This is a genomic window from Amycolatopsis sp. cg9, assembly GCF_041346945.1.
Classification (GTDB): Bacteria; Actinomycetota; Actinomycetes; order Mycobacteriales; family Pseudonocardiaceae; genus Amycolatopsis.
Genome location: NZ_CP166850.1, coordinates 7,082,165 through 7,099,909 on the forward strand (window position 1 = coordinate 7,082,165; position 17,745 = coordinate 7,099,909).

Genomic DNA, 17,745 nt, shown 5'->3' on the forward strand with positions numbered 1-17,745 from the left:
CGCGGAATTCCGCAGAGAGGCAGCGCGTGCTCGATCTGGCATTCTCCACAGAGGACCTGGCGCACACCCGGTTCGCGTTCTCCCCGGCGTGGGAGATAGTCGCGAGCGTCCGGGTCCTCAACCAGCCGGGCGCGCACGCGCTGCACCTGCCGTGGGTCAAGCGCGCCACCGCGGCGCTCGACGGGGCCGGCCTGGACATCGGGCTGCTGCGCGACCTCGTCCCGCTGCGGCACCTGCCCGGCTTCCTGGCCGGCACGCCCGCGACACCCCTGCCCGACCTGGCCGACGAGCTCGCCGACCTGCGCGACGTCCCCGCCCGCCTGGTCCGGCGCGAGCTGGACGCGATGGCCGGGCCGCGGTCGCCGGCGCTGAACCGCTTCCACCGCGACCCCGAGGCCGGCCTCGAGCGGCTCGCCACGGTCATGGAGCGGTACTGGGACCTCGTGCTGGCGCCCGACTGGCCGCGGATCCGGGCGCTGCTCGAAGCCGACGTGCTGCACCGCTCGCGGCTGCTCGCCCAGGGCGGGGCGGCCGAGCTGTTCAACGACCTCACCCCGCTGGTCCGCTGGGAGGGCGGCACGCTCACGGTCGCGCACCGCCACCTGCACGCCGCCGTACCGCTGGACGGGCGTGGGCTCGTGCTCGTGCCGTCGGCGTTCGTCTGGCCGCGGGTGTTCTCCAAGACCGACCCGCGGTGGCAGCCGGTGCTGCGCTACCCGCCGCGCGGGATCGCGACGCTGTGGGAGACCGGCACGGCCGCCGCGCCCGCCGCGCTGGCCGGGGTCGTCGGCCGCGGCCGGGCGATGCTGCTGACCGAGCTCGCCGCGCCGGCGTCGACCGCGGAGCTGGCCCGCCGGACCGGGCTGAGCGCCGGGGCGGTGTCCCAGCACCTCGGCGCCCTCAAGGCCGCGGGCCTGGTCAGCGGCCACCGTGCCGGACGTCACGTGCTCTACGCACGCACCCGGGCGGCGGAAGTCCTGGTCGGCGGCGTGCCGGAAGTGGACTGCTGAGATAGCCGCGCACTGGCCTGCTTGAAGGGTCCACCGCCGACCTACGCTCGGACTCGTCACCTCCCGTTCTCCTTGTGGAAAGGCCCCGTCGTGTCCGAGCAGCAGACCACCCCCAGTGGCACCGTCCAGTCCGTCACCGGCACCGCCAAGGTGAAGCGCGGCATGGCCGAGATGCTCAAGGGCGGCGTGATCATGGACGTGGTCACCGCCGACCAGGCCAAGATCGCCGAAGACGCCGGCGCGGTCGCGGTGATGGCGCTCGAGCGCGTGCCCGCCGACATCCGCGCCCAGGGCGGCGTCGCCCGGATGAGCGACCCCGACCTCATCGACGGCATCATCGAGGCCGTTTCGATCCCGGTCATGGCGAAGGCCCGCATCGGCCACTTCGTCGAGGCGCAGGTCCTGCAGTCCCTCGGCGTCGACTACATCGACGAGTCCGAGGTCCTGACCCCGGCCGACTACGCCAACCACATCGACAAGTGGGCGTTCACCGTCCCCTTCGTCTGCGGCGCGACCAACCTCGGCGAGGCCCTGCGCCGGATCACCGAGGGCGCGGCCATGATCCGCTCCAAGGGCGAGGCCGGCACCGGCGACGTCTCCAACGCCACCACGCACATGCGGCAGATCCGCGCCGAGATCCGGAAGCTGACCTCGCTGCCCGAGGACGAGCTGTTCGTCGCGGCCAAGGAGCTGCAGGCGCCGTACGAGCTGGTGCGCGAGGTCGCGCGGGCCGGCAAGCTCCCGGTGGTCCTGTTCACGGCGGGCGGCATCGCCACCCCGGCCGACGCGGCGATGATGATGCAGCTCGGCGCCGAGGGCGTCTTCGTCGGCTCGGGGATCTTCAAGTCCGGCAACCCGGCCCAGCGCGCCGAGGCGATCGTCAAGGCGACGACGTTCTACGACGACCCGGACGTGCTGGCGAAGGTGTCGCGCGGGTTGGGTGAGGCGATGGTGGGCATCAACGTGGAGGAGCTCCCGGAGCCGCACCGCTTGGCCGAGCGCGGCTGGTGAGCTAGGTCGACCGACGACGAGATGCCCCGGGCCGATCGGCTCCGGGGCTTCTCGCTGTCTCGCGTCAGGGCTACGAGACCTCGACGACTCGCCAGGTGAAGGTGACGTGCGGCGCGATGTAGGGGCCTTCGGTCTGCTCTCGCTGCACGTCCAGGATTTCGACCACAGCAAGCTTGCCGTCGTTGTTCATGAGGACCACGATCTGCCCGACTCGGGCGACGATAGTGCGTCCCGGCGTGAGGTGCTGCGCCAAGTCCGAATCGTCGAATTCCGCGGATCTGACCACCCCCACGGCCTTGATCGGGTCTTTGTACACATAGATCGAGTCGGCCCCGCATCCGCTGACGCTGAAGGCGAATTCAGCTGTGCCCAGGCCCCAGCGGAACACCTTCTCGGACGCGTCGGCGAACCTGAAGCAGGTCCGTCCCGTTAGCGCAGGGCTCCGGTACTGCGAGAGGTCGCACCTCAGCGCATGTCTCTCAAGGCGCGCCGCACGCTCGCGCAGAGTGGCGATCGGCGTAGCGTTGTCGCGGTTCGCCGGCAGTCCCTCGATCCAGCGCCAGAGGTCTTCGACCTGTTCCGAGCCGGGGAAGTTGTCCGTCGACTCATCGTGGTCGAACGGGAACCCCTTCGGTTCTTTGTCCGCCAGCCAAGCGGGAAGCCGCTTGCCGAGGTTGTCCTTGAACAGCACGGAGAGCCATGTCGGTGGACGGTCGCCGTAGACCTCGGAGATCCAGCGATTCTCCGTTCCGACGCCGGAAGTCGGCAGGGTGTCCGCGCGTTCGACGTAGTTTTCATCGACAATCAGGAGCACATGCGCGGCTTCGGTGACGCGCCGCATGAAACCGGTCAGGCTGTCGCCGTAGTCGACGTCGGCGTCGACGAGGACGTCGTACCCCAGCGCCTTCACGTGGGCGGCGAGCAGGCGTACCCACTCCCGGTGCGGGTCCGAGGTCCGCGCGTACGAAATGAACAGATCCGCGCCCAAATCTCTCCGATCGGCAGTATGGCTAGACGTACTCCGAGATCTCGACGCCGTACGTCCCCGGCTCCAGGGCTTCGAAGATGTGCGGCACGTCCCCCGGGTAAGAAATGTAGTCCCCGGGCAGGAGCTCCTCCGGCTCGTCCGACACCCCGACGCGCGCCCGGCCCGCGCAGAGCACGATGTGCTCGACCACCCCCGTCATGTGCGGGTCGGAGCGCCTCGGGGTGCCCGGTTCGCCGCGGACGACGTAGATGTCGCGGCGGGCGCCGGTGGGGCACGCCGAGAGGAGCGTGCACGCGTAGTCGGCGTGCTCGGCGAACACCGTCGGGCCCTTGCCCGCGCGGACCACCCGCACCTTCGGGCGCTCCGGCTCGACCAGCCGGGAAAACGGCACGTCGAGGGCGACGCCGAGGGCCCACAGCGTCTCGACGCTGGGGTTGCCGGTGCCGGATTCGAGCTGCGACAGCGTCGACTTGGCCAGGCCGGCGCGCTTCGCGACCTCGGTCAGGGACAACCCGGCGCGGGTGCGCTCGCGGCGCAGCGACGCGGCGATGATGTCGAGGGGTGCGCCCGTGGGTGCTGGTGCCATTCCGTTCGCTCCATCGGTCTGTCTGTTCATCTTGACGAACATCGGCCGGGTGTTCACTATAGAACACATGCGTTCGATGTGGCGAACACTCGACCGGGGCCTCGCCCGGGACATCGGCCTGGTCTGCGTCGCCGATTGTCTCGTGGGCGTGTCCTACGGTGCCATCGCGGTGAGTTCGGGCTTCCCGCTGTGGCTGCCGATGCTGATGTCGCTCCTGGTGTTCGCCGGGGCGTCCCAGTTCATGTTCATCGGGATCGTGGCGGCCGGCGGCAACCCGTTCGCCGCCGTGCTGGCCGGGCTGCTGGCCAACGCGCGGCACCTGCCGTTCGGGTTCGCGATCGGGGACGTCCTGGGCAAGCGGTGGCCCGGCCGGCTCGTGGGCAGCCACCTGATGATCGACGAATCCGTCGCGTTCGCGCTGGCCCAGCGCGAGGCGCACCAGCGCCGGGCGGCCTACTGGGTGTGCGGGATCGGCCTGTTCGCCTGCTGGAACCTCGGCGTGGTCGCGGGCGCGTTCGCGGGCACGGCGATCAGCGACACCGACGTCTTCGGCCTGGACGCGGCGTTCCCGGCGGTGCTGCTGGCGCTGGTCCTGCCGGCGTTGCGCGACCGGGCGGCGCGGCTGCCGGTGCTGGCCGGGGTGGTGGTCGCGCTGGCCGCCACGCCGTTCCTGCCCGCGGGGCTGCCGGTGCTGCTGGCGCTGGCGGGGGTCCTGGCCGGCGTCGCCGCCAAAGAGCCCGAGCTGCAGGAGGCGCGCTGATGGACGGCGTGGAGCTGCTGGCCGGCACGGTGGTGCTGGCGCTGGGGACGTTCGCCTTCCGGTTCGCCGGGCCGGTGCTGCGCAGCCGGGTGAAGCTGTCGCCGAAGGCCCAGCGGCTGATGGCGCTGGCGGCGGTGGTGCTGCTCGCGGCGCTGGTCGCGGTCAGCGCGCTGACCGAAGGGCACGGGTTCGCGGGCTTCGCCCGGCCGGCCGGGGTGCTCGTGGCAGGGGTGCTGGCGTGGCGGAAGGCGCCGTTCGCGCTGGTGGTCGTCGCGGCCGCGGCGACGGCGGCCCTCCTGCGCCTGGCCGGGATCCCCTGACCGGAGCGCACCGATGACGTGAACGACTCTTTCCTGTCGTCGGACGCGGTGAACGACCCTTTCACGACGGTCGGGGGCGGGACGGGGCTGGCCTGCCGGGACGGTGGTGGGGGAGTGCGTCTAGGCTGGTGGGAAGGTCTTTCGGGAGGTCGGGTGTCGTCGGAACCGGTCATCGGTGTGCTCGCCATGCAGGGTGCCGTGCGCGAGCACGTCGCCATGCTGGCCGAAGCCGGGGCGCGGGCCGTGCCCGTGCGCCGCGCCGCCGAGCTGTCCGAAGTGGACGGTCTGGTGTTGCCCGGTGGCGAGTCGACCACGATGTCGCGGCTGCTGGAGACGTTCGAGCTGCTCGAGCCGCTGCGCGCGCGGATCGCCGAGGGCATGCCCGCCTTCGGCTCGTGCGCGGGGATGATCCTGCTGGCGCGGCAGACCCTCGACGGGCGGCCCGACCAGCAGCAGCTCGGCGGGCTCGACGTCGTCGTCCGGCGCAACGCCTTCGGCAGGCAGGTCGACTCCTTCGAGGCCGACCTCGACTTCGCCGAGGTCGAGGGCGGGCCGGTGCGCGCGGTGTTCATCCGGGCGCCGTGGGTCGAGAAGGCCGGGGACGGCGTCGAGGTGCTGGCCACGGTCAGCGGCGTGCCCGGCGTGGCGGACGAGACCGCTAGGATCGTCGCGGTCCGGCAAGGGGCGGTGCTGGCGACCGCGTTCCACCCGGAACTGACGCCCGACGTGCGGGTGCACCGGCTGTTCGTCGACCTCGTGCGGAAGGCAGCCTGAGACGCGGTGCCCGGCCGGGGTACGGAACAGATGGAGGAGAGATGAGCGGCCACTCCAAGTGGGCCACCACGAAGCACAAGAAGGCCAACCTCGACGCGAAGCGCGGCAAGCTCTTCGCGCGGTTGATCAAGAACATCGAGGTGGCCGCCCGCACGGGCACCGGTGGTGGCGACCCGGATGGCAACCCGACGCTCTACGACGCCATCCAGAAGGCGAAGAAGAACTCGGTCCCGCAGGACAACATCGAGCGCGCCCGCAAGCGCGGCGCCGGTGAAGAGGCGGGCGGCGCCGACTGGCAGAACATCACGTACGAGGGCTACGGCCCCAACGGTGTGGCCGTGCTGATCGAGTGCCTGACCGACAACAAGAACCGCGCCGCGATGGAGGTCCGCACCGCGCTCACGCGCAACAACGGCTCCCTCGCCGACCCGGGTTCGGTCGCCTACATGTTCACCCGCAAGGGTGTCGTGATCATGCCGAAGGGTGACGCGACCGAGGACGACGTCCTGATGGCGGTCCTGGACGCGGGCGCCGAAGAGGTCAACGACCTCGACGAGAGCTTCGAGATCGTCTCCGAGGGCGGCGACCTGGTCCCGGTGCGCAAGGCGCTGCAGGAGGCCGGCTTCGAGTACGAGTCGGCGGAACTGACGTTCCTCCCGTCGGTCAGCGTCCCCCTGGACGCCGACGGCGCGAAGAAGGTCTTCAAGCTCATCGACGCCCTCGAGGACTGCGACGACGTCCAGAACGTCTACGCGAACTTCGATGTGTCGGACGAGGTGCTCGCCGAAGTCGGCTGAGTTTTCCCCGTCACCGCAACGCATTCGGGCCCGGGCCGGAAACTTTCCGGCCCGGGCACTGGGCTCTCGGGAGCTTGTCAGGCAGAATGTGCGCCGTGACCTCGACGACCCCCGCCGCCTCCGCCGATCTCGCCGCCGAACTGACGCCCGACGAACAGCGTCTGGTCGAATGGATCGAGGGGCAGGCGAAGGAACGCGGGAACGCCGTCGTCACCGTCGCCGCGGACGACGAGGGGGCCGGCTACTGCTTCACCGCCTGCGCGTGGGCGCTGCACCACGTGCCCGAGGCCGTCGTCATCGGGCTGCCGGACCACATGGGCGCGGTCCTGCTCGACGCCTACGTCGACCGCGCGGCCAACGGTGAGATCTTCGAGGTCGGCCGGCGCTACGACGACTTCTTCGACGGCGTCCCGGTCGTCCTCGAGCGGGTCAACAAGGGGCACTACCCCGAGTACTTCGGCACCGCGTTCCTCATCTACCCGGACGGCGACTTCCCGGCCCTGCAGCTGATCGTCGCGACGCCGGAGGGCAAGTTCCCCTGGCACCCGGACGCGCCCGAGGGCTTCGCGCGGTGGCAGCCGGTGCTGACCGAGAGCGGCGACCCCGAAAGCTGGACCCCCGGCGTCGACGGCCCTTAGAACTTCCGCAGGTCGGCGGCCGCTTCCGGGTACCGCAGCGCCAGGTCCGCCGCGGCCGCGAACTCCACGCAGTCGTCGGTGTAGGGCGGCACGACGACGGTCCCCAGCAAGCTCCACACACCCCGGGTCACGGTCGCCTGCCACGTCCCGGCGGGCACGACCACCTGCGGGCGCTCGCCGGCGGCGACGTCGGTTCCCAGCACCGGCCGCTCCACCGAGCCGTCCGGGTGCAGCAGCAGCATCGCGGCCGGCGCCCCCGCGTGGTGCGCGTACACCTCGACCCGGTCCAGCCGGTGCGGTGCGGAGAACTCGGGCGCGACGAGCAGGTAGTAGATCGCGGACCCGGTGTCCGATCGCCAGCTCTGCGCCCACCGCCCCCCTTCGACGGGCAGCGGCTGAAGACCCAGGTGGGTGACGAAATCCGACGGCTCCGGCATGTCACCCATCCTGCCGCACCCCGCGCCCAGTAGCCTGCGAACTCGAACGGATGTTCGCGGCGGAGGGAAAAGCGGGTGCGGGTGCTCGGGGTCGACCCCGGTCTGACCAGGTGCGGCCTGGGGGTGGTCGACGGCGGCAAGGGCCGGGCCGTCCGCTGCGTCGCCGTCGACGTGGTGCGGACGCCGCCCGACGCCGACCTGGCGCACCGGCTGCTCGGCATCTCCGACGAGGTCGAACGCTGGCTGGACAAGTACAAGCCGGCCGCCGTCGCGGTCGAGCGCGTGTTCGCCCAGCACAACGTCCGGACGGCGATGGGCACCGCGCAGGCGGGCGGGGTGGTCGCGCTCGCGGCCGCGCGCCGCGGCCTGCCCGTCGTGTTCCACACGCCCAGCGAGGTCAAGGCCGCCGTCAGCGGGTCGGGCCGCGCGGACAAGGCGCAGGTCACCGCCATGGTGATGCGGCTGCTCAACCTCGAAGTCGCCCCGCACCCCGCCGACGCCGCGGACGCCCTCGCGCTGGCCATCTGCCACCTCTGGCGGGAGCCGATGCGCGCGCGGCTCGCCGAGGCCGAAGCCCGCGCCGCCGAAATGGCCCGCACCCACAAGGCCCGCCTCGCCGCCGCGGCGAAGCAGGCGAAGAACCCAGGAGCAGCACGATGATCTCGTCGGTACGCGGAGAAGTCCTCTCGGTCGGGCTGGACCACGTCGTGGTCGAGGTCGGCGGGGTCGGCTTCGCCGTGCAGGCCACCCCGGCGACGCTGGCGACCCTGCGCCGCGGCGAAGAAGCCCGGCTGCACACCGCGCTGGTCGTGCGCGAAGACTCGCTGACGCTGTTCGGGTTCGCCGACGCCGACGCGCGCGAGCTGTTCGGGCTGCTGCAGACGGTGTCCGGGATCGGGCCGCGGCTCGCGCTGGCCACCCTCGCCGTGCTCGACCCCGACAAACTGCGCGGCGCCCTGGTCGAAGGCAACATCACGGTGCTCACGTCGGTGCCCGGCATCGGCCGCAAGGGCGCCGAACGGCTCACCCTCGAACTGCGCGACAAGGTCACCGCCCTCGGCTCCGGCGACGCGCCGGCCACCACCGCGCCCGGCGCGCTGCGGGCCGAGGTCGTCGAGGCGCTGGCCGGGCTCGGGTTCCCGGCGAAGCAGGCCGAGCAGGCCGTCGACAAGGTGCTCGCCGACGGTGACGGCCACACGACGGCCAGCGTGCTGCGCGCGTCACTGGCCACCCTCGGCCGGAAACGGTAGGCCGGGCCGTGGAGTATGAAGCCGTGGAGGAAGACGAGGCCCTCTCGGCGTGGGCCCAGACCGGCGAGGAAAACGTCGAGGGCACCCTGCGGCCGCGCAAGCTCGACGAGTTCGTCGGCCAGCCGCGCGTGCGCGAGCAGCTGGAGCTGGTGCTGGAGAGCGCCCGCCGCCGCGGTGTGCCGCCCGACCACGTCCTGCTCTCCGGCCCGCCCGGGCTGGGCAAGACCTCAATGGCGATGATCGTCGCGGCCGAGCTCGGCGCGGCCATCCGGATCACCTCGGGCCCGGCCCTCGAACGGGCCGGCGACCTCGCCGCGATGCTGTCCAACCTCGCGCCCGGCGACGTCCTGTTCATCGACGAGATCCACCGGATCGCCCGCCCGGCCGAGGAGATGCTCTACCTCGCGATGGAGGACTTCCGGGTCGACGTCGTGGTCGGCAAGGGTCCGGGCGCCACCAGCATCCCGCTCGAAATCGCGCCGTTCACGCTGGTCGGGGCGACCACGCGGTCGGGCTCGCTGACCGGGCCGCTGCGCGACCGGTTCGGCTTCACCGGCCAGATGGAGTTCTACACCGACACCGAGCTGGAGCTGGTCGTCCGCCGCGCCGCGACGATCCTCGACATCCCGATCGACCGCGACGGCTGCCAGGAGATCGCCGGCCGCTCGCGGGGCACGCCCCGGATCGCGAACCGGCTGCTGCGGCGCGTCCGCGACTACGCCGAGGTCCGCGCGGACGGCAAGGTGACCCTCGCGGTCGCCCGCGCCGCGCTGGCCGTCTACGACGTCGACGAGCTCGGCCTCGACCGGCTCGACCGCGCCGTCCTCACCGCGCTGACCAGGTCGTTCGGTGGCGGGCCGGTGGGCATTTCGACGCTCGCGGTCGCCGTGGGGGAGGAGGCGACGACCGTGGAAGAGGTGTGTGAGCCCTACCTCGTGCGCGCCGGTATGCTCGCCCGCACCCCGCGGGGCCGGGTCGCCACGGCGGCCGCCTGGGAGCACCTCGGCCTGGTGCCGCCCGCCGACCACCCGGGGCGCCCCGACCCGGGCGGGCTCTCGCCGTTCGAGCAGGACTGAGCGGCCGGAACCGGCGGGTGGGTGCTGGCGTCCGCGCTGGTACCTGGCACACTTGACAGGAGCACATACCCAAAAACCGGACATTTCGGCTGGGCCCGGTGTCCGTCGAACGGAGAATCATGCAACAGCTATTGCTGCCCCTGCTGCTCGTGCTCGTCCTCGCCGTGCCGCTGGTGATGAGCACGCGGAAGCAGAAGAAGCAGCAGGCCGCGCAGCAGGAACTGCAGAGCAGCCTGGCGCCCGGTGACCGCGTGATGACCACCTCGGGTCTCTACGGCACCGTGGCCGACGCCACCGGCGACACCACGATCGACATCGAGATCGCGCCCGGCGTCGTCACCACCTGGCTGCGGCTCGCGGTCCGCGAGAAGGTCGAGCCGGTCGTCGAGACCGACGAGGACACCGCCGACGAGGTGGCGGCCCCCGCCGAGGAGTCGATCATCGAGTCGGACGCCGGCGTCAAGACCGAAGAGCCGCAGACCACCGCGCAGGTGGCGCCGCCGCTGGAGCACGGCAAGAAGTAACCCCGCGCTCGCTCCCGGGCACGCGGCGAAAGCCCCGACGAAAGTCGGTGTGGCCTGCAACGCCGGGCTCACGCAGCACCGAGTAGTGTCTCGGTGCTGCGTGCGTGTCCGCCGTCATACCCGTGCCCGGGAGTGAATCGCACACAGTCCCTCCCGGTAACCCTCCGGGCGGGCACCGCAACGTTGGGGTCCACCCCGTCCGAGGAGACCGAAGCACTGTGGCAGCTTCAGCCGGGCATCTCCGCCCGGGACGCTATCTCGCCCTGTTCGCCCTGATCGTGATCGTGCTGTACGCGCTGGTGTTCCTCACCGGCAACCACAAGCCGACCCCGAAGCTGGGCATCGACCTGCAGGGCGGCACCCGGGTCACGCTCACCGCCCGCACCCCCGACGGCGGCCAGCCGACCCGGGAGTCCCTGAACCAGGCGCGCCAGATCATCGAACGGCGCGTCAACGGGATCGGCGTCAGCGGCACCGAGGTCCTCCTCGACGGCAACAACGTCGTCATCACCGTCCCCGGTGAGCAGGGCGACCAGGCGAAGAACCTGGGCAAGACCGCGAAGCTGGGCTTCCGGAAGGTCGTCGCGAACGCGACCCAGCCGGTCGTGCCGCCGCAGACGACGACCCCGCCGCCGGCCACCGGCACGCCGACGTCGGGCGCACCGACCTCCGGTGCGCCGAGCAGCTCCGCGCCGCCCGCTTCGTCGAGCGCGCCGCCGTCGAGCCCGGCCGCCGGTGGTGGCGGGGCCGCCGCCGCGCCCGCGCAGCAGCCGAGCACCCCGGCCGCCCCGAGCAGCAGCGCCACGCCGCCGCCGTCGTCGAGCCAGGCGCCGGCCCCGTCGGACGGCTCGGTCGACGCCGAGACCGCGAAGCAGATCCAGGCCGCGAAGGCGGTGCGCCAGGACCCGAAGCTGATCGGCGCCGACGGCCAGGCGAACCAGGAGCTCGTCGCGAAGGCGATGGCGTCGCTGACCTGCGCGCCCAACGCCAAGGACCCCCTCGAGGGCAACGACGACCCGAAGCTGCCGCTGGTCGCCTGCGGTGACCACGACACGTACAAGTACCTGCTGGAGCCGGAGTTCCTGCCGGGCACCGAGATCGCCGACTCGACCTCGGGCTACGACTCGCAGCGCGGCCAGTGGGTGGTGAACCTCAGCTTCAAGAGCGAGGGCACCAAGACCTGGGCCGACTTCACCTCGAAGAACACCGGCCAGCAGGCCGCGTTCGTCCTCGACACGCAGGTCGTGTCCGCGCCGAACATCCAGGTGGCCATCCTCGACGGCAACACCCAGATCACCGGCAAGTTCACGCAGACCGAGGCGAAGGATCTCTCGGACATCCTCAAGTACGGCTCGCTGCCGCTGTCGTTCGCCTCGTCGGACGCGACCACGGTATCGGCGACCCTCGGCCTCGCGTCGCTGCAGGCCGGCCTCATCGCCGGCGGCATCGGCCTGCTGGTCGTGTTCGTCTACTGCCTGTTCTACTACCGGCTGCTCGGCGTGCTCACCATCCTGTCGCTGGCCCTGTCCGGCGCGCTGGTGTTCGCGGTGCTGGTGCTGCTCGGCCGCTGGATCGGCTACACGCTGGACCTCGCGGGCATCGCCGGCCTGATCATCGCCATCGGGATCACGGCGGACTCGTTCGTCATCTACTTCGAACGGCTCAAGGACGAGATCCGGGAGGGCCGGACGTTCCGGTCCGCGGTGCCGCGCGGCTGGGTCCGCGCCCGGCGCACCATCCTGGCTTCGGACGCGGTGAGCTTCCTGGCCGCGGCCATCCTGTACGTCATCGCGGTCGGCGACGTCCAGGGCTTCGCGTTCACCCTCGGCATGTCCACGGTGCTCGACCTGGTGGTCGTGTACCTGGTGACGCACCCGCTGGTGGCCATCGTGTCCACGTCGAAGAACGCGTTCCTGTCCAATCCGAGGCACCTGGGTCTCGGCGCCGTGCAGCAATTGGGTTCGCAGCGGAAGAAGGCGACCTCGGTCGGCCGCGCGAACGTGAAGGAGGCCTGACGTGGGGGTCGAAGAACTGGGCACGGACGCCGAGGGCAACGCCAAGGTGGCGGCCAAGCCCGGCAAGAAGGAAAGCGTCTTCCACCGGCTGTACGTCGGCACCGGCGCGTTCGACGTCGTCGGCAAGCGCAAGCGCTGGTACATGTTCTTCGCCGCGCTGGTGCTGGTCTGCCTCGCGTCGATGGTGTTCCGCGGCTTCAACCTCGGCATCGAGTTCGAGGGCGGCACGCAGATCCAGATGCCGGCCAACGGCATCCACGGCGTGATCACCGAGGAGCAGGCGAAGGAGTCGTTCCAGAAGGCGCTCGGCCGCCCGGCCTCGGAGGCGCAGAAGGTCGGCACCGGCAACGCGGCGACCATCCAGATCCGAACCGACACGCTGAACGCGGCCGACGTCGCCAAGCTCAAGCAGGGCCTGTTCACCGACCTCGGGCCGAAGGCGGGCAACGGCCAGCCCAGCGCGCAGACGATCAGCGACAGCGCGGTGAGCGCGTCGTGGGGCGGGGAGATCTCGCAGAAGGCGCTGATCGCGCTCGGGGTCTTCCTCGTCGCGGTCGTCATCTTCCTGGCGATCTACTTCGACGCGCGGATGGCGGTGGCGGCGCTCGTCTCGCTGCTGCACGACATCCTGGTCACCGCGGGCGTGTACTCGCTGATCGGCTTCGAGGTCACGCCGGCGACGGTGATCGGCCTCCTGACGATCCTCGGGTTCTCGCTCTACGACACGGTGGTGGTGTTCGACAAGGTCCGCGAGAACACGCGCGGCCTGCTCGGGCTGACCCGCCGCACGTACGGCGAGGCCGCGAACCTGGCGCTGAACCAGACCCTGATGCGGTCGTTCAACACGGCGTTCATCGCGCTGCTGCCGATCCTGGGCCTGCTGATCGTCGGGTACGTGCTGCTCGGCTCGGGCACGCTGCAGGACCTGGCGCTGGTGCAGCTGACCGGTACCCTCGTCGGCGTCCTGTCGTCGGTCGCGCTGGCCACGCCGCTGCTGGTCGACTTCAAGATGCGCGACCCGAAGTACGCGCAGCAGGCCGAGCGCGTCCGCCAGCGCCGCCTCAACCAGGAGCGCAAGGCCGCGGGCGGCGAGGACTTCGACGCCTCGGACGACGACGCCCTGGCCAAGGAGCTGCGCAAGGAGAAGGCGTACGCGGCCGCGGCCAGCGTCCCCGCCCGGATCCAGAAGCAGCGCCCGGCGGGCAAGCGGAAGCGCTGACGTGGAGCTGGACGAGGCCCTCGGCCTGATCGCCGAGGTGCCGGACTTCCCCGAGCCCGGCGTGCTGTTCCGCGACCTGAGCCCGCTCTTCGCGGACGCGGGCGGGTTCAAGGCGGTCACCGACGCGCTGGCCGGCACGCTCGACCCGGGCGTCGAGGCGCTCGCGGGCGTGGAAGCCCGCGGGTTCCTCCTCGCCGCGGCTGTCGGGTACGCCCGCGGCCTCGGCGTGGTGCTGATCCGCAAGCCGGGCAAGCTCCCGCAGGTCGCGGGCCGCGTCGACTACGCGCTGGAGTACGGCACGGCGACGGTCGAGCTGCCGGCCGGCGTGGTCCGGCCGGGCCAGCGGATCGCGATCCTGGACGACGTCCTGGCCACCGGCGGCACGGTGGCCGCGACCGGCAAGCTCCTGGAGGACGCCGGCGCGGTCGTCGACGGCGTTTCGGTGGTCCTCGAGCTGGGTGCGCTGGGCGGCCGCGGGGTCCTCGGCGACCGGAAGGTCCACGCCCTCCGGACCTGCTGACGTGCCATGAGGGGCACCTTCCCGGCTTTCGAAGCCAGGAAGGTGCCCCTCATGACTTTCGTCACCGCCGTGGTGGCGAACCCGCTGGTCGGGGCCTCGGCATCCCCCTGAACGGGCGCACCCGACAGGGCTACGAGGCGCAACGGCTACCCTGGTGGTCCGAAGGCCGCACGAGCAGCAGGAGGTGCGGGTGAGCCAGGAGCTCGACGCCGCGGTGCCCGCGCAAGAGGGCGCCCAGCAGAACGGGCAGGCGGCGGCACAGCCCGCGCCGCCGAAGCCGAACGGCGCGGCGCCGAACCCGTCCGCGACCCGCCGCGTCCGGGCCCGCCTGGCCCGGCGGATCACCGCGCAGCGCGCCGCCCCGGTCAAGCAGGTCCTCGAACCCCTCGCCGTCATCCACCGCGAGCTGCACCCCAACGCCGACCTCGGGCTGCTCCAGCGCGCCTACGACGTCGCCGAGGAGCTGCACCGGAACCAGCGGCGCAAGTCCGGTGACCCCTACATCACCCACCCGCTCGCCGTCGCCACCATCCTCGCCGAGCTGGGCATGGACACCACCACCCTGGTCGCGGCGCTGCTGCACGACACGGTCGAGGACACCGGCTACGCCGTCGAGAGCCTGAAGGCCGACTTCGGGGAGAAGGTCGCCGAACTCGTCGACGGCGTCACGAAGCTGGACAAGGTCAAGCTCGGCACGTCCGCCGAGGCCGAGACCATCCGCAAGATGGTCATCGCGATGGCCAAGGACCCGCGCGTCCTGGTCATCAAGCTCGCCGACCGGCTGCACAACATGCGCACCATGCGCTTCCTGCCGCCGGAGAAGCAGGCCCGCAAGGCCCGCGAAACGCTCGAAGTGCTCGCCCCGCTGGCCCACCGCCTGGGCATGGCCACGGTCAAGTGGGAGCTGGAAGACCTCGCGTTCGCGATCCTGCAGCCCAAGAAGTACGACGAAATCGTCCGCCTGGTCGCCGACCGCGCGCCCTCGCGGGACATCTACCTGCGGTCGGTCATCACCGACCTGACCAGCAACCTCGTCTCGTCGCGGATCACCGCGAAGGTCGAGGGCCGGCCGAAGCACTACTACTCGATCCACCAGAAGATGATCGTCCGCGGCCGCGACCTGGACGACATCCACGACCTGGTCGGCGTGCGGATTCTGGTCGAGGACGTCCGCGACTGCTACGCGGCGATGGGCGTCGTGCACGCGCTGTGGCAGCCGGTGCCCGGCCGGTTCAAGGACTACATCGCGCAACCGCGCTTCGGCGTCTACCAGTCGCTGCACACGACGGTGATCGGCCCGGACGGCAAGCCCCTCGAGGTGCAGATCCGCACCTACGAGATGCACCGCACCGCCGAGTACGGCATCGCCGCGCACTGGCGCTACAAGGAAACCAAGGGCACGCACAACGGCAACGCCATGGACGTCGACGAGATGGCGTGGATGCGCCAGCTCCTCGACTGGCAGCGGGAAGCCGCGGACCCGGGCGACTTCCTCGAGTCCCTGCGCTACGAACTGGCCTCCCGCGAGATCTTCGTGTTCACGCCGAAGGGCGACGTGATCACGCTGCCGGTGGAGTCCACGCCGGTCGACTTCGCCTACGCGGTGCACACCGAGGTCGGGCACCGCTGCATCGGCGCCCGCGTCAACGGCCGCCTGGTCGCGCTCGAACGCAAGCTGGAAAACGGCGAAGTCGTCGAGATCTTCACGTCGAAGGCGGAGAACGCCGGGCCGTCGCGCGACTGGCTGCAGTTCGCCGGCTCGCCGAAGGCCCGCGCGAAGATCCGGCAGTGGTTCGCCAAGGAACGCCGCGACGAGGCGATCGAAGGCGGCAAGGAAGCCATCACCAAGGAGATCCGCAAGGTCGGCCTGCCGATCCAGCGGCTGGTCTCCGCGGAGTCGATGGGCGCGGTCGCCACCGAGCTGCGCCACGCCGACATCTCGTCGCTCTACGCGGCGGTCGGGGAGGGCCACACCAGCGCGAAGCACGTCGTGCAGCGGCTGGTCGCCCTCATCGGCGGGGTCGACGCGGCGGAGGAGGAGCTCGCCGAGCGTGCGACGCCCTCGACCGTCACCCGGCGCCGCGGCTCCAACGACGTCGGTGTGGTGGTCAAGGGCGCCAGCGACGTCTGGGCGAAGCTCGCGCGCTGCTGCACCCCGGTGCCGGGCGACGAGATCCTCGGGTTCGTGACCCGCGGCGGCGGCGTTTCGGTGCACCGCACGGACTGCACGAACGCCGGTGACCTGCAGTCCCAGCCCGAGCGGCTGGTCGAGGTCGAGTGGGCGCCGTCGGCGTCGTCGGTGTTCCTGGTGGCCATCCAGGTCGAGGCGCTCGACCGGCACCGGCTCCTCTCCGACGTCACCAAGGTGCTGGCCGACGAAAAGGTCAACATCCTGTCCGCGTCGGTGACCACGTCCCGCGACCGGGTCGCGGTCAGCCGCTTCTCGTTCGAGATGGGCGACCCGAAGCACCTCGGCCACGTCCTCAAGGTGGTCCGCGGCGTGGAAGGCGTCTACGACGTCTACCGCGTGACGTCGGCTTCCTAGGGCACCCACGAACCGTCGACGGCGATCCCGGCGGCGGCGGCGATCCGGTCTCGCGACGCCAGGAGCCGGGCGCGCAGGGCCGGCAGGTCGACGCCGAGCAGCCGGCCGTCGCGCTTGACGGCCTTTCCGGCGACGAAGACGCTGTCCACGATGCCGGGGTGACCGGCGGAGACGATCGTGCCGGCCGGATCGCCGACGGGGAAGACCGACAGGTCCTGGGCGTCGAGCAGGACCAGGTCGGCGTCCTTGCCGACGGTCAGGCTGCCGGTCCGGGAACCCCGCCCGCAGGCACGGGCACCGTCCACGGTGGCGAACGCGAGGATGTCCCGCGGCGGGATGCCGCGGTCCACCGCGAACACCGTGCGCATGGCCCCGAACAGGTCGCCGCCCGCGGACGGGCAGTCGTCGATCGACAGCGACGGCCGCAGCCCGGCGGCCAGCGCCCGGCCGGTGATGAGCGGCTCGAAGCCCATCTTCAGCTCGGCGTCCGGGCTGATCGACACCGAAGCACCCGCGTCGGCGAGCATCGCCAGCTGGTCGTCGGAGAGCCCGTTGCCGTGCACGACGGTCGTGCGGTCGTCGAGCAGCCCGCGCTCCGCCAGGCCGGCGATCGGCCGGTCGCCGTGCGGCCAGCCGCCGGTGCCGTGGACGTGCGTGCTCACCGGGAGCCCGAGTTCCCGCGCCAGCGCGACATCCGCCGCCGTTTCGTCCATTGTGGACATCACCGGCCCGCGCAGGCCCAGTGCCATGTCGTCGCCCGGCAGCAGCTTCCGGACGCGCCGGATCTCCGGCTCGATGTCCGGCCCGTCGGCGCCGTAGCAGAAGATCGAGTGGCCGGGCGCCTCGCGCAGCCCGGCGATCGCGGCGTCGGCGTGCTCCGGGCCGGTGGCGCAGTGGAACCAGTCGAGCATGGTCGTGACGCCGGAGCTGAGGGCTTCGAGGCGGCCGAGGAGGTTGCCCAGGTGGACGTCCTCCGGCCGGTAGTGCGGCTTGAGTGTGCCGTGCACGGCGGTGCGGTACTGGCCGAACGTCCAGCCGGCGCCGAGCCCGCGGAACGCCGTTTGCCAGGTGTGGCGGTGGGTGTCCACGAAACCCGGCAGGACGATCTTGCCGGTGGCGTCGACGATCTCGGCGCCGGTGCCGTCGATCGCCGGGGCGACGGCGGCGATCCGGCCGTCTTCGATGAGCACGTCCCCGCGCGGGAGCGTGCCCACGACGGGATCCACGCTGAGCACCACGCCGCCCTGAACCAGAGTCTTCATCGGTGTCCTTCCC

General features: G+C 71.5%; 19 protein-coding genes. 15 read left to right on the forward strand and 4 right to left on the reverse strand.

Features of this window, described 5'->3' with window-relative positions; translation table 11 throughout:
* Positions 1–26: 26 nt before the first annotated feature.
* Positions 27–1,010, forward strand: a complete 984-nt coding sequence (locus tag AB5J73_RS33075) for a DUF5937 family protein (RefSeq protein ID WP_370962651.1) — start codon at positions 27–29, stop codon at positions 1,008–1,010.
* A 90-nt stretch (positions 1,011–1,100) separates the two neighbouring features.
* Entirely contained in the window at positions 1,101–2,021 is a 921-nt protein-coding gene (gene pdxS, locus AB5J73_RS33080; protein WP_370962653.1) for a pyridoxal 5'-phosphate synthase lyase subunit PdxS, read from the forward strand.
* Positions 2,022–2,091: 70 nt separating this feature from the next.
* Here the strand turns inward: pdxS and AB5J73_RS33085 are convergent, their stop codons facing one another.
* Both AB5J73_RS33085 and AB5J73_RS33090 read right to left on the reverse strand, forming a co-directional pair.
* A complete protein-coding gene (locus AB5J73_RS33085; RefSeq protein ID WP_370962654.1) occupies positions 2,092–3,009 on the reverse strand; it encodes a toll/interleukin-1 receptor domain-containing protein in 918 nt (305 codons plus the stop codon).
* Between the two features lie 22 nt (positions 3,010–3,031).
* Positions 3,032–3,595, reverse strand: a complete 564-nt coding sequence (locus tag AB5J73_RS33090) for a helix-turn-helix domain-containing protein (RefSeq protein ID WP_370962656.1) — start codon at positions 3,593–3,595, stop codon at positions 3,032–3,034.
* 67 nt (positions 3,596–3,662) lie between these two features.
* Between AB5J73_RS33090 and AB5J73_RS33095 the strand changes: the two genes are divergently transcribed.
* The 5 genes from AB5J73_RS33095 to AB5J73_RS33115 all read left to right on the forward strand — a co-directional run bounded on the left by AB5J73_RS33095 (position 3,663) and on the right by AB5J73_RS33115 (position 6,884).
* Entirely contained in the window at positions 3,663–4,355 is a 693-nt protein-coding gene (locus AB5J73_RS33095; RefSeq protein WP_370962657.1) for an AzlC family ABC transporter permease, read from the forward strand.
* Positions 4,355–4,675, forward strand: a complete 321-nt coding sequence (locus AB5J73_RS33100) for an AzlD domain-containing protein (protein ID WP_370962658.1) — start codon at positions 4,355–4,357, stop codon at positions 4,673–4,675. The genes AB5J73_RS33095 and AB5J73_RS33100 overlap by 1 nt, the downstream gene beginning before the upstream one ends.
* Positions 4,676–4,828: 153 nt before the next feature.
* A complete protein-coding gene (pdxT, locus tag AB5J73_RS33105) occupies positions 4,829–5,449 on the forward strand; it encodes a pyridoxal 5'-phosphate synthase glutaminase subunit PdxT (RefSeq protein ID WP_370962660.1) in 621 nt (206 codons plus the stop codon).
* A 41-nt stretch (positions 5,450–5,490) separates the two neighbouring features.
* A complete protein-coding gene (locus tag AB5J73_RS33110; RefSeq protein WP_160696230.1) occupies positions 5,491–6,246 on the forward strand; it encodes a YebC/PmpR family DNA-binding transcriptional regulator in 756 nt (251 codons plus the stop codon).
* Positions 6,247–6,332: 86 nt separating this feature from the next.
* Positions 6,333–6,884 carry a DUF4262 domain-containing protein gene (locus AB5J73_RS33115; protein ID WP_370962662.1) on the forward strand — a complete coding sequence of 184 codons (552 nt, stop codon included), beginning with the start codon at positions 6,333–6,335 and terminating at the stop codon, positions 6,882–6,884.
* Here AB5J73_RS33115 and AB5J73_RS33120 read toward each other — a convergent pair.
* On the reverse strand, positions 6,881–7,321 hold the full coding sequence (locus AB5J73_RS33120; protein ID WP_370962663.1) for a cupin domain-containing protein: 441 nt from the start codon (positions 7,319–7,321) through the stop codon (positions 6,881–6,883). The genes AB5J73_RS33115 and AB5J73_RS33120 overlap by 4 nt on opposite strands.
* Before the next feature lie 75 nt (positions 7,322–7,396).
* Here AB5J73_RS33120 and ruvC point away from each other — a divergent pair, with 75 nt between their 5' ends.
* From ruvC to AB5J73_RS33160, 8 genes are all read left to right on the forward strand, one after another.
* Complete coding sequence (ruvC, locus tag AB5J73_RS33125; RefSeq protein ID WP_257925820.1) at positions 7,397–7,981, forward strand: crossover junction endodeoxyribonuclease RuvC; 585 nt, start codon at positions 7,397–7,399, stop codon at positions 7,979–7,981.
* Complete coding sequence (gene ruvA / locus AB5J73_RS33130; protein WP_370962664.1) at positions 7,978–8,571, forward strand: Holliday junction branch migration protein RuvA; 594 nt, start codon at positions 7,978–7,980, stop codon at positions 8,569–8,571. The genes ruvC and ruvA overlap by 4 nt, the downstream gene beginning before the upstream one ends.
* Before the next feature lie 8 nt (positions 8,572–8,579).
* A complete protein-coding gene (gene ruvB, locus AB5J73_RS33135; protein ID WP_370962665.1) occupies positions 8,580–9,647 on the forward strand; it encodes a Holliday junction branch migration DNA helicase RuvB in 1,068 nt (355 codons plus the stop codon).
* A gap of 119 nt (positions 9,648–9,766) precedes the next feature.
* Complete coding sequence (gene yajC, locus AB5J73_RS33140; RefSeq protein WP_370962667.1) at positions 9,767–10,171, forward strand: preprotein translocase subunit YajC; 405 nt, start codon at positions 9,767–9,769, stop codon at positions 10,169–10,171.
* Between the two features lie 218 nt (positions 10,172–10,389).
* Entirely contained in the window at positions 10,390–12,186 is a 1,797-nt protein-coding gene (gene secD / locus AB5J73_RS33145; protein ID WP_370962669.1) for a protein translocase subunit SecD, read from the forward strand.
* A gap of 1 nt (position 12,187) precedes the next feature.
* Positions 12,188–13,405 (forward strand): protein translocase subunit SecF, encoded by a 1,218-nt coding sequence (gene secF / locus AB5J73_RS33150; RefSeq protein WP_370962670.1) that lies wholly within the window; start codon positions 12,188–12,190, stop codon positions 13,403–13,405.
* Between the two features lies 1 nt (position 13,406).
* Entirely contained in the window at positions 13,407–13,925 is a 519-nt protein-coding gene (locus AB5J73_RS33155) for an adenine phosphoribosyltransferase (RefSeq protein ID WP_370962671.1), read from the forward strand.
* Between the two features lie 190 nt (positions 13,926–14,115).
* Entirely contained in the window at positions 14,116–16,470 is a 2,355-nt protein-coding gene (locus AB5J73_RS33160; RefSeq protein ID WP_370962672.1) for a bifunctional (p)ppGpp synthetase/guanosine-3',5'-bis(diphosphate) 3'-pyrophosphohydrolase, read from the forward strand.
* Here the strand turns inward: AB5J73_RS33160 and AB5J73_RS33165 are convergent.
* Entirely contained in the window at positions 16,467–17,732 is a 1,266-nt protein-coding gene (locus tag AB5J73_RS33165) for an amidohydrolase family protein (protein WP_370962673.1), read from the reverse strand. The two genes, AB5J73_RS33160 and AB5J73_RS33165, sit on opposite strands and share 4 nt — an antisense overlap.
* Positions 17,733–17,745: the final 13 nt, after the last annotated feature.

What these genes read in the sequence shown, in the direction of transcription:
- AB5J73_RS33100 (WP_370962658.1), top strand. Translation starts at nt 4,355, where the DNA reads ATGGACGGCGTGGAGCTGCTGGCCGGCACGGTGGTGCTGGCGCTGGGG.
- AB5J73_RS33115 (WP_370962662.1), top strand. Translation starts at nt 6,333, where the DNA reads ATGTGCGCCGTGACCTCGACGACCCCCGCCGCCTCCGCCGATCTCGCC.
- AB5J73_RS33090 (WP_370962656.1), bottom strand. Translation starts at nt 3,595, where the DNA reads ATGGCACCAGCACCCACGGGCGCACCCCTCGACATCATCGCCGCGTCG.
- AB5J73_RS33120 (WP_370962663.1), bottom strand. Translation starts at nt 7,321, where the DNA reads ATGCCGGAGCCGTCGGATTTCGTCACCCACCTGGGTCTTCAGCCGCTG.
- AB5J73_RS33165 (WP_370962673.1), bottom strand. Translation starts at nt 17,732, where the DNA reads ATGAAGACTCTGGTTCAGGGCGGCGTGGTGCTCAGCGTGGATCCCGTC.
- yajC (WP_370962667.1), top strand. Translation starts at nt 9,767, where the DNA reads ATGCAACAGCTATTGCTGCCCCTGCTGCTCGTGCTCGTCCTCGCCGTG.
- AB5J73_RS33095 (WP_370962657.1), top strand. Translation starts at nt 3,663, where the DNA reads ATGCGTTCGATGTGGCGAACACTCGACCGGGGCCTCGCCCGGGACATC.
- ruvA (WP_370962664.1), top strand. Translation starts at nt 7,978, where the DNA reads ATGATCTCGTCGGTACGCGGAGAAGTCCTCTCGGTCGGGCTGGACCAC.
- AB5J73_RS33110 (WP_160696230.1), top strand. Translation starts at nt 5,491, where the DNA reads ATGAGCGGCCACTCCAAGTGGGCCACCACGAAGCACAAGAAGGCCAAC.